The organism is Pelagirhabdus alkalitolerans (assembly GCF_900096905.1).
Lineage (GTDB): Bacteria > Bacillota > Bacilli > Bacillales > Amphibacillaceae > Pelagirhabdus > Pelagirhabdus alkalitolerans.
Map to the genome: position 1 here is coordinate 217,427 of NZ_FMYI01000002.1, position 15,252 is coordinate 232,678.

The 15,252-nt window shown below is 36.5% G+C and carries 14 protein-coding genes; all 14 read left to right on the forward strand.

The features are described 5' to 3' along the window. Positions 1 to 51: 51 nt before the first annotated feature. Complete coding sequence (gene yfmF, locus BLR62_RS03275; protein WP_090793132.1) at positions 52 to 1,341, forward strand: EF-P 5-aminopentanol modification-associated protein YfmF; 1,290 nt, start codon at positions 52 to 54, stop codon at positions 1,339 to 1,341. Continuing rightward, positions 1,334 to 2,626 carry an EF-P 5-aminopentanol modification-associated protein YfmH gene (gene yfmH / locus BLR62_RS03280; protein ID WP_090793135.1) on the forward strand — a complete coding sequence of 431 codons (1,293 nt, stop codon included), beginning with the start codon at positions 1,334 to 1,336 and terminating at the stop codon, positions 2,624 to 2,626. Before yfmF ends, yfmH begins: the two co-directional genes overlap by 8 nt. 139 nt (positions 2,627 to 2,765) lie before the next feature. Beyond that, on the forward strand, positions 2,766 to 3,698 hold the full coding sequence (locus tag BLR62_RS03285; protein ID WP_245719384.1) for a helix-turn-helix domain-containing protein: 933 nt from the start codon (positions 2,766 to 2,768) through the stop codon (positions 3,696 to 3,698). 70 nt (positions 3,699 to 3,768) lie between these two features. Then, positions 3,769 to 4,347 carry a CDP-diacylglycerol--glycerol-3-phosphate 3-phosphatidyltransferase gene (gene pgsA / locus BLR62_RS03290; RefSeq protein WP_090793138.1) on the forward strand — a complete coding sequence of 193 codons (579 nt, stop codon included), beginning with the start codon at positions 3,769 to 3,771 and terminating at the stop codon, positions 4,345 to 4,347. Beyond that, a complete protein-coding gene (locus tag BLR62_RS03295; protein ID WP_090793141.1) occupies positions 4,347 to 5,600 on the forward strand; it encodes a competence/damage-inducible protein A in 1,254 nt (417 codons plus the stop codon). Before pgsA ends, BLR62_RS03295 begins: the two co-directional genes overlap by 1 nt. 153 nt (positions 5,601 to 5,753) lie before the next feature. After that, positions 5,754 to 6,797: a recombinase RecA gene (recA, locus tag BLR62_RS03300; RefSeq protein ID WP_090793143.1), complete on the forward strand. Its 1,044-nt coding sequence runs from the start codon at positions 5,754 to 5,756 to the stop codon at positions 6,795 to 6,797. Positions 6,798 to 7,056: 259 nt separating this feature from the next. Continuing rightward, the gene (gene rny, locus BLR62_RS03305) at positions 7,057 to 8,619 is read left to right on the forward strand and encodes a ribonuclease Y (protein ID WP_090793782.1); all 1,563 of its coding nucleotides are present in this window, start codon (positions 7,057 to 7,059) and stop codon (positions 8,617 to 8,619) included. 236 nt (positions 8,620 to 8,855) lie between these two features. After that, positions 8,856 to 9,107 carry a hypothetical protein gene (locus BLR62_RS03310; protein ID WP_090793146.1) on the forward strand — a complete coding sequence of 84 codons (252 nt, stop codon included), beginning with the start codon at positions 8,856 to 8,858 and terminating at the stop codon, positions 9,105 to 9,107. Between the two features lie 269 nt (positions 9,108 to 9,376). Beyond that, positions 9,377 to 10,162 carry a TraX family protein gene (locus BLR62_RS03315; RefSeq protein ID WP_090793147.1) on the forward strand — a complete coding sequence of 262 codons (786 nt, stop codon included), beginning with the start codon at positions 9,377 to 9,379 and terminating at the stop codon, positions 10,160 to 10,162. Positions 10,163 to 11,232: 1,070 nt separating this feature from the next. Then, entirely contained in the window at positions 11,233 to 12,030 is a 798-nt protein-coding gene (locus BLR62_RS03320; RefSeq protein WP_090793150.1) for a TIGR00282 family metallophosphoesterase, read from the forward strand. A gap of 83 nt (positions 12,031 to 12,113) precedes the next feature. Next, a complete protein-coding gene (locus BLR62_RS03325; protein ID WP_090793153.1) occupies positions 12,114 to 12,374 on the forward strand; it encodes a stage V sporulation protein S in 261 nt (86 codons plus the stop codon). A gap of 136 nt (positions 12,375 to 12,510) precedes the next feature. Continuing rightward, complete coding sequence (gene miaB / locus BLR62_RS03330) at positions 12,511 to 14,049, forward strand: tRNA (N6-isopentenyl adenosine(37)-C2)-methylthiotransferase MiaB (protein ID WP_090793155.1); 1,539 nt, start codon at positions 12,511 to 12,513, stop codon at positions 14,047 to 14,049. A 2-nt stretch (positions 14,050 to 14,051) separates the two neighbouring features. Next, the gene (locus tag BLR62_RS03335; RefSeq protein WP_090793158.1) at positions 14,052 to 14,411 is read left to right on the forward strand and encodes a YlbF/YmcA family competence regulator; all 360 of its coding nucleotides are present in this window, start codon (positions 14,052 to 14,054) and stop codon (positions 14,409 to 14,411) included. Positions 14,412 to 14,562: 151 nt separating this feature from the next. Further along, positions 14,563 to 15,120, forward strand: coding sequence for an outer spore coat protein CotE (cotE, locus tag BLR62_RS03340; protein ID WP_090793161.1), 558 nt, complete (start codon positions 14,563 to 14,565; stop codon positions 15,118 to 15,120). Positions 15,121 to 15,252: the final 132 nt, after the last annotated feature.

Here is a 15,252-nt window from a genome sequence, read left to right on the forward strand (position 1 = left end):
AGTCATAAAAATTGGTTAGACTGATGGTATTCGCAACTAAGGAGGATAAGTATGTTTGATTTAAATGAAAAAGTAATTGAAAAACAAGGCTACACGCTACATATTATAGACAGTAAAAAATTTAAGACCGTCCAAATTGTAGGTAAATTTGCAAGCCCCTTAAACCGAGAGAATATAACGATGCGTGCGTTACTTCCATTCGTTATTCAACAAGGAAATAATAAATACCCAACAGCACATGAGTTTAGAAAAGCTTTAGATGATCTATATGGTGCTAAATTTTCAATTGATGGTTCAAAGAAGGGTGAAACACACATTTTAACCGCTAGAATGAACGTGCCTAATCCAACGTATTTGAAAACAGATGAGCCAATTGTTGAAAATGCCATTGAGTTCTTTAAAGAAGCACTCTATAATCCAAAGGCGGACAAAAACGGTTTTGATCCAGCCATTGTGAGCCGCGAAAAAGACACTTTAAAGCAAAAAATTGATTCAATTATTGACAATAAAATGCATTATGCAAATATACGGATGATTGATGAAATGTGTCAGGATGAGCCATATTCATTACACGTACATGGCTATCCAGAGGATTTTGAGTGGATTGATGGAAAAACGTTATTCGATTATTATCAATCCATTGAAAAAAATGACACATTTGATTTATATGTTTTAGGTGATTTCTCATCGATTGATATTGAGGCGATTGTAGGTGACCGCTTCAGTCGAGACACTAACCAATCAGTTCAAACGTCAGAACATATAGAAGCTGTTAAAAATCCAGAAGTTAAAGAAGTCATCGAGACACAAGATGTTCAGCAAGGTAAATTGCACTTAGGCTTTCGTACGCATACACATTTAAATGATCATGATTACCCGGCACTTCAAGTGTTTAATGCAATATTTGGTGGTTTTCCGAGTTCAAAATTATTTATCAATGTACGTGAGAAGAATAGCTTAGCTTATTATGCTGCTTCTCGATTTGAGAGCCATAAAGGTTTACTTTTTGTCTTTAGTGGCATTGCACCGAGTGATTACGACCAAGCTAAATCCATCATACTGGAACAATTAGAATCAATGCGACAAGCTGATTTCACTGAGCAAGATGTAACAGAAGCCAAACAAATGATTATTAATCAATTTAAAGAAACGTTAGATGACCCATATGGACCGATTGAGGTTTTATATAATCAAAAAATAGGTGGTATGGAAAGAACAGTCGATCAGTTTATTGAATCGATCCAATCCGTTGATCGACAGGCTATTCAAGAAATAGCTAAAAAAATCGAGCTCAATATTACCTATTTCTTAACATCAGAGGGAGGTCAAAACGATGAATAAAACCTACTATGCTCAAATAAATGAAGAAGCGATTCGAGAAACGTTGCCAAATGGATTAAACGTCATTTTAATCCCTAAACAAGAAATGGCACAAACTTATGGCGTATTTACAACAGATTACGGTTCTATTGATCAAACCTTTGTTCCGATTGATCGATCTGATTATATAACTGTCCCAGATGGAATTGCCCATTTTCTAGAACATAAAATGTTTGAGAAAGAAGACCGAGATGTCTTTCAAGATTTCACCACCCAAGGTGCGTCAGCCAATGCGTTCACCTCATTTACGAAAACAGCTTACTTGTTTTCTTCAACAAATAATTTAAAAGAGAACACGGAAATCTTATTGGATTTTGTTCAAGATCCGTATTTTTCTGAAGCATCCGTTGAAAAAGAAAAAGGTATTATCGCTCAAGAAATTCAAATGTATAATGATCAACCAGATTGGCGAGCTTTTTTCGGATTAATTGAGACGATGTATGAATCCCACCCTGTTAAAATTGATATAGCTGGCACGATTGATTCAATACAATCTATAACGAAAGATGATTTATACACGTGCTATCATACGTTTTATCATCCGTCTAATATGACGTTTACCCTTGTTGGATCGTTTGAACCGGAAGATATGTTAACGTTTATTAAAAACAATCAAGATAAGAAAACATTTGAATCATTAAGTGAAATTAAACGAGAATACCCAAATGAACCGGAGTCTGTAGCGACGAGTGAGAGGGTCATTCATATGCCGGTTAATATGAGCAGATGTATGGTTGGAATCAAAGATCATCCTGAGACCGATCCTGAGCGCTTTTTAGAAAAAGAACTATTAGCTGAGCTAATTTTAGATTTCTTTTATTCAAAATCAGGTGAATATTATCAAGAATTGTATGATTTAAATTTAATTGATGGGAGTATTGGATTTGAATCTGAAAGGCAAAAGCAGTTCGCCTTCTCAATTGTAGGTGGAAACACGACGGATGCAGATCAATTCGGTCAAGTTGTGAAGCGTCAATTTGAATCGTTCAAGAATTATACCATGTCAGAATCTGATTTTGAACGAATGAAACGCAAAATGGTCGGTGAGTTACTAAGTGATTTAAATGATGTATCCTCGATCGCGAATGAGGCGAGTCAATATGAAATGTTAGGGCTTGATTACTTTAATATTATTCCGACTTTAGAGAGTCTAACAGTAGAAAAAGCAAATGACTTTTTAAACAGCTGGGTAACGGATTCAAACGTTGCGGTATTTAAGGTTAAACCATTGTCAGAAAATGAGTAGACAACATTCATGTGACTTCAGTCATAAACCGTTACAATTGTTAAACGAATCCTTAGTTTGCTCTTTTATATTTGATTAAAATCATTTATTATGTAACTAATGGTTAATATAGGTTATAATGAAATGATCACAATTACGGATGGTGTTATATATGCAAATAGGCGAAAGATTAAAAGAAGCACGATTAGAAAAAGAGCTGACAATTGAAGATGTACAACGTTTAACTAAAATACAAACAAGACATCTACAGGCAATTGAGCGAAATGATTTCTCTGTAATGCCAGGTCAATTTTATGCTAAGGCGTTTATTAAAGAGTATGCATCTGCGGTTGGTCTTGATCCATATGTATTAATGGAAGAACATCAAAGTGAATTACCGCAACCTGACCAAGAAGCGCCCATTCAATATACAAGATCAAAACATCGAGATAAACAACCATCAAAATCATCTCCGTTTGCTACGTTATTGCCGACCATTTTTGTTGTTATTCTGATTGCAGCAGTTGGTTTTTTCATTTGGCAAATTGCGATGAGCCCAGATGATGAGTCACCCGATGAACCACAGGAAGTAACAGAAACCGATGATGGTGTAGGGGATGAAGTATCTCTACCTCCAGAAGAAGAGGAAGAAGACGACGAAGAAAATGATACTGATGATGAAGAAGATGAAGAAAATGATAACGACACAGAAGACGATTCAGACGAAGAAAATGATGAATCTGATGAAGAGGTAGAACCAACATTGACTTTAGAATCATTTGAGAACGATCAGTCGATTTATTATTATGAGTCAGATGAAGAATCATTTGAATTATCTGTTGACACAACTGAAAGTAGTTGGTTAGAAGTGGAAGATGAAGATGGTGAGTCATTACACTATGCCACGCTTCAATCAAGTGAGGCACCAATCTCTTTTGATGTTCCGAATGAAGGTTACATTTACTTAAGGTTTGGTAATCCCGGATCAGTCTCTTTATCGATAAACGATCAGGAAATTGAATTGTCTGAAGAAATCCAACCGACCGCTGTCCAACAATTGTGGTTATTCGTTAATGAAGAACCTGAATCTTAAAATATTCCCCTTCTTATCAAATGGTAGGAAGGGGAAGTTTTCTATTGACTAATTTTAAAGGAGAGAAGCTATGAATATTCCAAATCGTATCACGTTGTCTCGTATTTTTTTAATTCCTATTTTTATATTGATTTTATCATTACCTCTCAATTGGGGTGAGATTTCAATTGGCTATCGAATGTTGCCTGTTACACATTTAGTGGCTGCTATTTTATTTATTGTAGCATCAGGAACAGACTGGGTAGATGGTTACTATGCTAGAAAATATAATTTAGTGACGAATTTAGGAAAGTTTTTGGATCCAATGGCTGATAAATTATTGGTTAGTGCTGCCTTTATTTTATTAGTTGAAATGCAACTTGCACCAGCTTGGATTATCATTGTGATTATCTCAAGAGAGTTTGCTGTCACAGGCTTAAGACTTGTGGCTGCAGGTGAGGGGTCTGTACTCGCTGCATCACAAATGGGTAAATGGAAAACAACGTTCCAATTGACCTCTGTGGCATTTCTGTTGTTAAATGATTTTCCTTTCTCTTATCTCGATTGGCCAATCGGCATGATCTTACTCTATATTGCACTCATCTTAACGGTGTTATCTGGTGTAGATTATTTTGTTAAAAACTGGCACGTAATGAAGGAGTCCAACTAATGAATTCTATTAAAGCTGAAGTGATCGGTGTTGGCACGGAATTGTTATTAGGTCAAATATCGAATACAAATGCTCAATGGTTGAGTAGTAAGCTTGCGAATGAAGGGATCAGTGTTTATTACCATCAAGTAGTCGGCGATAACCCAGAACGTATGTATGATGCCTTAAAGTTAGCGAAGAGTCGTTCAGATTTGGTTATTATTACAGGTGGGTTAGGACCAACTGAAGATGATATTACTCGAAATGTTTTAGCTGAGGTTGCCGAGTCATCACTTGAATTAAATGAACAAGCTTTATTGGCCATTAAAGCCTATTTCACACGTTCTGACCGTGAAATGTCGGATAATAACATTAAACAGGCTGAGCTCATCAAGGGAGCGAAAGTTATACCAAATGAAGCAGGCACCGCTCCAGGTATGATTGTGAATGCCAATGCAACAACATTTATTTCACTTCCAGGTGTACCACGTGAAATGAAAAGCATGTTTATCGAACGAGTGATCCCATATTTGCGATCTGCATTTAGTTCTAATGCTGTCATATTATCTAAAATGATCCGGTTTATCGGTATTGGCGAATCACAATTAGAAGAACAAGTGAAATCACTTATAGATGCACAGACGAATCCGACCATTGCACCCTTAGCTACTTCAGGTGAAGTTGCCTTGCGCATCACGGCAAAAGCATCAAATAGAGACGAAGCAGATCGGATGATTGCAAAAACTGAAAAGGAAATTGAAGCATTAGTCGGTGACTATATATATGGTGTCAACGACCAACAGCTCAATCAATCTGTCGTTGATTTATTAACAGATCGCAAACAAACATTAGCTGTTGCTGAAAGTCTAACAGGCGGTCGTTTTTCTGATGAAATCGTGAGCGTACCAGGAGCAAGTCAAGCGTTCATAGGGAGTGTCGTTTCTTATTCAAATGAAGCGAAAACTAAAATGTTACATATTGATTCGAAAAAGCTAGAAAAAGAAGGAGCAGTAAGTGAATACACAGCTCTTGAAATGGCTAAACAAGTGAAAGAAAAATTGGGCGCTACTTATGGTATTAGTTTTACTGGCGTGGCAGGTCCTGCTTCAATTGATCAACGAGAAATCGGAACTGTATATATAGCGGTTTACCAATCAGGGGACAACTATTTAGTTCGATCTTATCAATTCCCTAAAGATCGTGATTCTATCAGAGATCGAGCTACGAAAAAGGGCTTAGAACTCCTCTATTATTACTTGAAAAATAGAGATTAAACTGAGCTGTTTTCAATTGAAATGCCCTTTTCTTGATTATAGGTCATTTATTATGTTTCAAAAAAATAAGAACGTTTATTCGCATTTTGCTTGTACAACGTTAGTAAAAAAGTTATGATAGGGATAGTTGAAATTATTGAGGAGGAATGGTTAGTGAGTGATCGTAAACAAGCCTTAGATATGGCATTGAAATCAATAGAAAAACAATTTGGTAAAGGTTCAATTATGAAATTGGGTGAAAAAGCTGAGCAAAAGATTGCAACGGTCTCAAGTGGGTCGTTAGCTTTAGATGTAGCACTAGGCGTGGGCGGATACCCCAGAGGAAGAGTTGTCGAAATTTACGGACCAGAGTCATCAGGTAAAACGACGGTCTCACTACATGCGATTGCAGAAGCGCAAAAGCAAGGAGGAACAGCGGCGTTTATTGATGCAGAACATGCCTTAGATCCCGTTTATGCAAGACACTTAGGAGTCGATACAGACGAACTACTATTATCTCAACCTGACACAGGTGAACAAGCTTTAGAAATTGCTGAAGCCCTTGTTAGAAGTGGTGCCGTTGATATCGTCGTCATTGACTCGGTTGCTGCCTTAGTTCCTAAAGCTGAAATTGAAGGTGAGATGGGTGATGCACATGTTGGTCTACAAGCACGTTTAATGTCTCAAGCGCTACGTAAGTTATCTGGTGCAATTAACAAATCTAAGACTACAGCGATCTTTATTAATCAAATTCGTGAAAAAGTCGGCGTTATGTTTGGGAATCCTGAAACGACTCCCGGTGGTCGTGCACTTAAATTCTACTCATCTGTAAGATTAGAGGTCAGACGTGCTGAATCAATTAAACAAGGTAATGAAATGGTTGGAAATAGAACACGTATTAAAGTTGTTAAAAACAAAGTAGCTCCACCATTTAGACAAGCTGAAGTTGACATTATGTACGGAGAAGGTATCTCTAGACACGGTGAACTACTAGACATTGCTTCTGATTTAGATATTGTGAAGAAGAGTGGAGCATGGTATTCATACAATGAAGACCGTTTAGGTCAAGGTAGAGAAAACTCTAAGCAATTCTTGAAAGAAAATCCGGAAATTATGGAAGAGATTTATCGAACAGTTCGTGCTCACTATAAAATGGATGATCCAGCTCCAGAAGAAGATGTTCCGAATGAGTTGATAGAAGATGAAGGTAAAAAATAACTGGATTAAAAATGACGCCTCGTAAAAAAAGGCGTCATTTTTATTATGATTATTGACGAAATTGAATGAACATTCATAAATATCTGTGTGACGATTTCTTGACATTACCTATATGCACCATTAGAATTAAATATGTATAATAATGCTTTATTGTTATACACAGTTAATTAATGACGCATTTGAAATGAGAAAGAAATGTACATGCCGACTTAAAAGTGGGAAAAAATGAATAGCAAGAGGAGGTGAGACCATGGACTATATGGACTTTTTGGTTATCGTCATCTCCAGTTTGGCTATCCTAATCGTCGGTATTGTTGTTGGCTATTTGATTCGTAAATCGATTGCAGAGAAAAAGATCTCCAGTGCTGAAGAGTTAGCTAAACAAATCGTTCAAGAAGGACATCGTAATGCTGAAGTCGCTAAAAAAGAAGCACTTTTAGAAGCAAAAGATGAAAATCATAAATTTAGACAAGAAGCAGAACAAGAACTTCGTGAACGTAGAGTTGAACTTCAAAAGCAAGAGAATCGCCTCATGCAAAAAGAAGAGAACCTTGACCGCAAAGATGAAACGTTAGATAAACGTGAAAGTATGCAAGAGAAAAGGGATCAATCATTGGCGGAAAAGCAACAACAAATTGAAGAAATGGAAGGCAAAGTAGAAGCGATGTTGCAAGAGCAACAAGCTGAACTGGAGCGCATTTCTGGTTATACATCTGACCAAGCAAAACAAATTATTTTGGAACGAGTCGAAAAAGAAGTTAGTCATGAGTCAGCGCTAATTATTAAGGAATCGGAAAACCGAGCTAAAGAAGAGGCTGATAAGAAAGCAAAAGAAATTTTATCATTAGCAATGCAGCGTTGTGCAGCAGATCATGTGGCTGAAACAACTGTTTCTGTTGTTAATTTACCTAATGATGAAATGAAAGGGCGTATTATTGGTCGAGAAGGACGAAACATTCGAACACTTGAAACGTTGACTGGAATTGATCTTATTATTGATGATACCCCTGAAGCGGTTATATTATCAGGATTTGATCCAGTTCGCCGTGAAACAGCCCGTATTGCATTAGAAAAACTAGTGCAAGATGGACGTATTCACCCAGCACGAATTGAAGAAATGGTGGATAAAGCGCGTCGAGAAGTCGATGAGTATATCCGTGAAGTCGGTGAAGAAACAACGTTTGAAGTAGGTGTACACGGCCTTCATCCAGATCTTATTAAGATTATCGGGCGTTTGAAATATCGTACAAGCTACGGACAAAACGTATTGAAGCACTCTATCGAGGTAGCTCACTTATCCGGCTTATTAGCAGCTGAACTTGGTCAAGATGTTAATCTAGCGAAACGAGCAGGTTTACTACATGATATGGGTAAAGCCATTGATCATGAAGTAGAAGGTAGTCATGTTGAAATTGGTAAAGAATTAGCCGTTAAGTACAAAGAAGATGAAGTTGTCATTAACGCAATTGCTTCACACCACGGTGATGAAGAGCCAACATCAATTATCTCTATCCTCGTAGCTAGCGCTGATGCATTATCAGCAGCAAGACCAGGTGCAAGAAGTGAAACGTTAGAAAACTACATTAAACGACTTGAAAAACTAGAAGAGATTTCAGAATCTTACGCTGGTGTTGAAAAGTCATTTGCTATTCAAGCAGGTCGAGAAGTCAGAATTATGGTAAAACCTGATGAAATTGATGATCTCGAATCAACGCGAGTTGCACGAGACATTCGTAAACAAATTGAAAGTGAATTAAATTTCCCAGGTCACATAAAAGTGACGGTTATTCGAGAAACGCGATCTGTAGAGTATGCAAAGTAGAGTCAGGAAACATAAAATAACGTTAATGAGTCGGTTGACTCGTTAGCGTTATTTTTAGCTCTAAAATAGTTTTCGGGTAATGATATTATTTAATTTTTTTTGCAAAAATTTATTATTAGACAGGATTCAACTAAATTAGATGTCATTCACTGTTGTATAAAGTTCTTATTTTGTTAGACTTAGTGTGAAAAAAGATATAGAGGCGGGCTAAAAAGAGAAAACTGTCAGTTTCAATAATGACAATCGCTATTTTTTCTGTGCTAGTTTCGTTTACCGTCGTATCCGCACAAGAATCATCTGAAGTTGAATCAGAAGTGCTAGAAAACGTCGGAGTGTCTCCCGAAATACCCGCCTACTTAGATGAGGGAGAAGGAGAAATTTCCCGATTAGGTTTAGGTGTTCCGTGTAATGAATGGGATATGAGTATCAGGGGTCAATATGACTTTCACGGAACAGCACAAATAATAATTCCCGGAGTGACACTTTGAGGGTAGATCTTATGCAGAAGAGGAGTCTTTGGCGGGACACTACAGTTCGAACTTGGAATGTGAGACCTGGCGCAAGCCATTTTGGGAGGCAAACCGGGTTGAGCAGTTCAAATGACTATTATCTAAAATTTCATGCTCCTAGTAATTTTTCAGGACACATACGATAAAATAATTAAAACATAGAGTAGTATAATACTATTATTCAAACGCTAAAGTTTTTCTTTGGCGTTTGTCTTTATGTCACACATTTACATTAAGGGAGAAAATTCATGACAAGTACTCAGCTAAAAATTATTGCACTGATCACCATGTTTATTGACCATTATGGATTATTCATATCGGGGACGCCAGATTGGATGGGGTGGATAGGAAGGATCGCAGCGCCAGTCTTTATTTATTGCGTAGTTATCGGTTTTAAAAACACGTCCAATAGGATAAAGTATTTGGTGCGTTTAGGCGTAGCTGCAGTCGGAATGAGCTTTATAAATCTATTTATAAATTTACGTATTTACTATACAGATTTGAGCGGTCCGTATCTTGAACTGAACTTCTTCTCTACTTTATTTTTAATAGCATTCCTAATTATGCTACTGGAAAATAAGAGGATAAAACTACTTCTATTGTTCTTTGCTTGGCAATTTATTTCTTTTATCCTATTTGGCTTACTGGAAGTTTTGGGGTTTCTACCTACCCCATTCGCAATTTTGGTATGTCAAATTTCTGGGAATGTTCTTGTAGTTGAGGGCGGCCCTCTTATCATTCTACTAGGTGTTTCCTTTTACTTTGCAAACGATAATAGATGGACAGTTGCTGCGGGTTATAGTTTTTATTGTCTTGCAATGTTTTACTCTGTACGAAGATGGGGGTGGCGTCTTGATGGATTCTACCAACATTTGTTTGGGTTTGCTGGCTATCAATGGATGATGATTTTCGCATTACCTCTCTTACTGTTATACAATGGTAAAAAGGGGATCGGTTTAAAGTACTTATTCTACATATTTTACCCTCTACACATCGTAATACTTTGGTATATAGGCACACTTATATTACCTTGATCATTGTAAATGATGGATGCAAACCTGCTGTTCTCGGGTTTATTTTTTTGTTTGATCGAAAAGTTAGTCAATAGATGACAGTGGTGTTTCAAGTGGCGATTGCTATTCACATTTTATGTGTATGGCAGATTGATTTATCAAATTTTGGTTCCTAGTCCTTGGCGATGTGATCATGATCCGTCTTCTGAATAAACATACTAAGAATAGTGGGTAAGTTCATTGATGGATGAACTTACCCACTATTTCTTTTTATGCGTTATAGTGAGAAGTGAAAGAAAGTCGGACCAAAGCCTCGAGGATCTGGAATTCGAATAAAAAACCGGACTTCTTCACTTTCATTTGTGAATCAGGTTTAAGTATGTTGGGGCCTTAAAGCTCGTGTATAGGAATTTGAAATCGAAATGAATAAGTGAAGATATTTCGTACAAACAAAGAAGAGAGGTAGTTGAATTTGTTCGCAAATTGACATCATAAAAAGGTTCTACAAGATTCTAAAATGGAATTAATCGCCTTTTATTATATCATAAATCTGGGCTACATCATTTTTAAGAATTTAACTTCAAATATATACTAAAGGTAAATAATTCATAATAAATAAGAGGTGTAAATAATGGATTTATTAATCTGGATAACGGCTGGTTTTATAGTCATCGGTTTTGCTGTTATCAGTTCCATGAAAAAAGTATAGAACGCAAGTTGTGTTTTATAAAGGCAAATCCAGAAGGAGAGGAGAGCTCAAAAAAAAAACTAAATTCATAATTTGGTGCATATGGGGTGCTACAGGTTAGGGAGTCGTAAGCGTGATTCTTGTTTTTTTGTCTTTTCACCATTTTTGATAGCTGATAAATTTAAAATCATTTATATAAACGGGTTACGTTAGTTTAAAAGACAATTAAACGAATGAATTCTCGAATTATAGAACTCCAATTTTTATTTGAGTATCAATGTTTAACTAGAATGGAGTTATTTTAGAGAATCAAAACGTTACTTCGCTTTGACATAACAATCGTCATGTGTGAAACTAGTATAGCGAAAATAAATAATAAATGATAACCGTAAGGGGCACAGACATGAGAATTTTATTTATCGGAGATATTGTTGGCTCTATTGGTAGAGATCAACTGGAACATTACTTACCAAAACTTAAACAGAAATATCAACCGCAATTAACGATTGTGAATGGTGAGAACGCAGCCGCAGGAAAAGGGATTACAGAAAAGATTTATAAACAGTTACTCGCAAGTGGTGCTGATTTTTTAACAATGGGCAATCACACATTTGATAAAAAAGAAATTTTTGATTTCATAGATGATGCCAAAAAGATGGTGCGACCCGCTAATTTTCCAGAAGGAACACCTGGTAAAGGTATGGACTTTGTGAATGTTAACGGTAAGGAAGTGGCGATTATTAGTCTTCAAGGTCGAACATTTATGCCGCCATTAGATGATCCTTTCCGTATGGTGAATGATCTGATAAAAGAGGCAAAGAAAAGAACGAATTTAATTTTTATTGATTTCCATGCTGAGGCAACAAGTGAGAAGCTTGCTTTTGCTTGGTATTTAGATGGGCAAGTGTCTGCAGTTGTCGGAACACATACACATGTACAAACTGCTGATAATCGATTGTTAGATCAAGGTACGGCTTATATAACGGATGTTGGTATGACAGGTCCTTATGATGGTATTATTGGAACAGATCGAGAAGCTGTCATCAAAAAATTCTTAACACAACTGCCTGTTCGCTTTGAAGCAACGAAGACGGGTAAAGCACAATTAAGCGGTGTTGTGATTGATTTGAATGAAAGTACAGGCAAAGCAACCTCGATTGAACGGATCATGATCTCGGACGATCATCCTTTTTTTAATTAATTTTATAAGCATTCATCATATTGGCTTCCTTTTAAAAATATAGTTAAAGTGGATAAACTATTGATCTCAAGGAGGTTGCCTAAGTGGATGTATTGAAAGTGTCAGCAAAATCGAACCCCAATTCTGTTGCGGGGGCACTAGCGAATGTACTAAGAGAACAACATTCAACTGAAATTCAAGCAATTGGAGCCGGTGCACTAAATCAATCGGTTAAAGCAATTGCAATTGCCAGAGGCTTCGTAGCACCGAGTGGTATTGATTTAATTTGTATACCTGCTTTTACAGATATCTCGATTGATAACGAAAAGCGAACGGCCATTAAGTTAATCATTGAGCCTAGATAAAGAAAAACCTACTTAGGAAACTGAGTAGGTTTTTTGATGATACAAAGCCCTAACGATTCATGATTTCTCAACAAAAATGTTTAAGAACATGTTAAAATGTAGCTAGTAAGATTCGCTGAAAGGAGAGTGTTTAGCAATGACTGAACAAAAACCTGAACAATCAAATACAAACGATCAAAACTTAGATCGATTAAAAAATATGGAATCGGATGATTTAATCGGAAAATACTTTCAAACAACTTATCAACCACCGAATTTAAAGAAGGCCAAAAAGCGTCTTAAAAAAGATGTTGATATCCATTATGACTATGACATACCAGAAGAAATGAAGGGGATCGGAAAGGGTAAAAAATACCTCATTCGTACATATGGGTGTCAAATGAATGAACATGATACAGAGGTCATGGCTGGTTTGTTGACGGACATGGGCTATGAGTCAACAAGTGTCGCAAAAGAAGCGGATATTATCTTGCTAAACACATGTGCGATTCGAGAAAATGCTGAAAACAAAGTGTTTGGCGAGCTTGGACATATGAAATCATTAAAAGTAGAAAATCCTGATCTTATTTTAGGTGTGTGTGGTTGTATGTCACAAGAAGAATCCGTTGTGAATCGTATTCTAAAAAAACACCCATTCGTTGATATGATTTTTGGGACACATAATATTCACCGATTGCCTAGTTTAGTAAAAGAAGCGATGTTTTCTAAAGCAATGGTCGTGGAAGTGTGGTCTAAAGAAGGTGACATCATAGAAAACTTACCTAAAGCGAGAAAAGGAAATATTAAAGCTTGGGTTAACATTATGTACGGCTGCGATAAATTTTGCACGTATTGCATCGTGCCATATACGCGTGGTAAAGAAAGAAGCCGTCTGCCAGAAGATATTATTGAAGAGGTAAGACATCTCGCTGCAAATGGCTATAAAGAAATTACGTTGCTCGGACAAAACGTAAACGCTTATGGAAAAGATTTAGAATTTAATTATGGTCTTGGCGATTTAATGGAAGAATTAAGCAAAATTGATATACCTAGAATTCGTTTTACGACCTCACATCCTCGTGATTTTGATGATCGTTTAATCGAAGTTTTAGCACAAGGTGGTAACTTACTGGATCACATTCATTTGCCGGTTCAATCGGGTAGTTCAGATGTTTTGCGTATTATGGCACGACGCTATACGAGAGAAGACTATTTAGAACTGGTACGAAAAATTAGAGAAGCGATGCCGAATGCGACGTTAACAACGGATATTATTGTTGGTTTCCCTAATGAAACAGATGAACAATTTGAAGAAACGATGACATTAATAGAAGAAGTCGGTTTTGAATCAGCCTTCACCTTTATTTATTCACCAAGGGATGGTACACCAGCTGCCAAATGGGAAGATAATATACCGATGGACGTTAAAAAGGAACGCCTGCAACGTTTGAATAAATTGGTTAATGCTCAATCTAAAGAAGCGATGGACGCTTATGTTGGAGAAGTCGTTGATGTATTAGTTGAAGGGGAAAGCAAAAAAGATCCAGACGTTTTATCTGGACATACAGAAAGAAATAAACTGGTTAATTTTAAAGCGCCTAAATCATTGATTGGTCAAATCGTACCTGTTAAGATTCATACCGCTAAAACGTGGTCGCTTGATGGTGATCTCGTCACAGATACAGTTGAGGTGTAAGCATGGGATATACAAAAGAAGAAATTTTAGAAAAAGTTGAAGATGTTAAACTTGCGTTAAATGATGTCGAAGAGGTCGATGAATTTAAAGCAATCGAAGCTAAAATAAATGATAATCAAAAAATCAAAAATAAAATTAACGATATTAAAAAATTACAAAAACAAGCCGTTAACCTTCAAGCTTACGGAAAAACAGAAGCTGTTAAAAAATTAGATGAAGACATTGATGCGATTCAAGCTGAGATCGATGCATTACCGATCGTCAATGATTACAAGAGTCAACAAGCGATTGTCGATCATATACTACAGACGCTAATCGGTGATATTGATCGCCGTGTGTCGGATGTATTTAATCAACACTAAGTAATTCACCTCCCCTTTTTCATAGAGGGGAGGATTTTTTAAAATCATATAAATTTTTGTAGCAAGATTTAGGCAGAAGCATAGGATACCTATATAGTTCATCTCGCTGATGTGAGAATGGTTGGAACTAAAATGAAGGAGGTTCATGCTCATGTCATATCTTGATCAAGATTATCGTGAAATTATTACAAAGGCCGTGATCGGGAAGGGTAAAAAATTCACTCAACAAAAGCACATCATTCAATCGCCTCACAAACCTTCAAGTATTTTAGGGTGTTGGGTTATTAATCATTTGTATCAAGCTAAACACCTAAGTGAGGATCGTGTTGAAATTAATGGTAGCTATGAATTGAATGTTTGGTACTCGTATAACGATCATACAAAAACGGATGTTGTCACAGAACGTGTGACCTATCAAGATCAAATTGATTTAGCGGCCAAAGATAAACAAACGGTTGGTTCGACTGTTGAAGTTCATGCTCGTACGTTAACACAACCACAATCTGTTTCATGTATAATTGATAAAAAAGATGGCAAAATCAACACAGAAGTGGAACGTGAATTTATGGTTGAAGTGATTGGTGATACTAAAGTATCTGTTCGAGTTGATCCGAGTACGATGGTCGATTCTTCTAAAAATCTAGATTCAGATTTAAAACCCGATTTTTTCTCTGGTAAACAAGATTCTAACGAACATACGAGTCATTAAGCGTACAGCTGTGTGCGCTTCTTTTTTTATGTCGCTTCAATAAATTTTACAAAGTTTAGACGTTTACACTCTCTAATTTAGTTAGTCTGTTATGCTATAATATATAAGACAGAAAATGATTTTTAGCATTAA

What these genes read in the sequence shown, in the direction of transcription:
- yfmF (WP_090793132.1), top strand. Translation starts at nt 52, where the DNA reads ATGTTTGATTTAAATGAAAAAGTAATTGAAAAACAAGGCTACACGCTA.
- yfmH (WP_090793135.1), top strand. Translation starts at nt 1,334, where the DNA reads ATGAATAAAACCTACTATGCTCAAATAAATGAAGAAGCGATTCGAGAA.
- BLR62_RS03285 (WP_245719384.1), top strand. Translation starts at nt 2,766, where the DNA reads ATGGTGTTATATATGCAAATAGGCGAAAGATTAAAAGAAGCACGATTA.
- pgsA (WP_090793138.1), top strand. Translation starts at nt 3,769, where the DNA reads ATGAATATTCCAAATCGTATCACGTTGTCTCGTATTTTTTTAATTCCT.
- BLR62_RS03295 (WP_090793141.1), top strand. Translation starts at nt 4,347, where the DNA reads ATGAATTCTATTAAAGCTGAAGTGATCGGTGTTGGCACGGAATTGTTA.
- rny (WP_090793782.1), top strand. Translation starts at nt 7,057, where the DNA reads ATGGACTTTTTGGTTATCGTCATCTCCAGTTTGGCTATCCTAATCGTC.
- BLR62_RS03310 (WP_090793146.1), top strand. Translation starts at nt 8,856, where the DNA reads ATGACAATCGCTATTTTTTCTGTGCTAGTTTCGTTTACCGTCGTATCC.
- BLR62_RS03315 (WP_090793147.1), top strand. Translation starts at nt 9,377, where the DNA reads ATGACAAGTACTCAGCTAAAAATTATTGCACTGATCACCATGTTTATT.
- BLR62_RS03320 (WP_090793150.1), top strand. Translation starts at nt 11,233, where the DNA reads ATGAGAATTTTATTTATCGGAGATATTGTTGGCTCTATTGGTAGAGAT.
- miaB (WP_090793155.1), top strand. Translation starts at nt 12,511, where the DNA reads ATGACTGAACAAAAACCTGAACAATCAAATACAAACGATCAAAACTTA.
- BLR62_RS03335 (WP_090793158.1), top strand. Translation starts at nt 14,052, where the DNA reads ATGGGATATACAAAAGAAGAAATTTTAGAAAAAGTTGAAGATGTTAAA.
- cotE (WP_090793161.1), top strand. Translation starts at nt 14,563, where the DNA reads ATGTCATATCTTGATCAAGATTATCGTGAAATTATTACAAAGGCCGTG.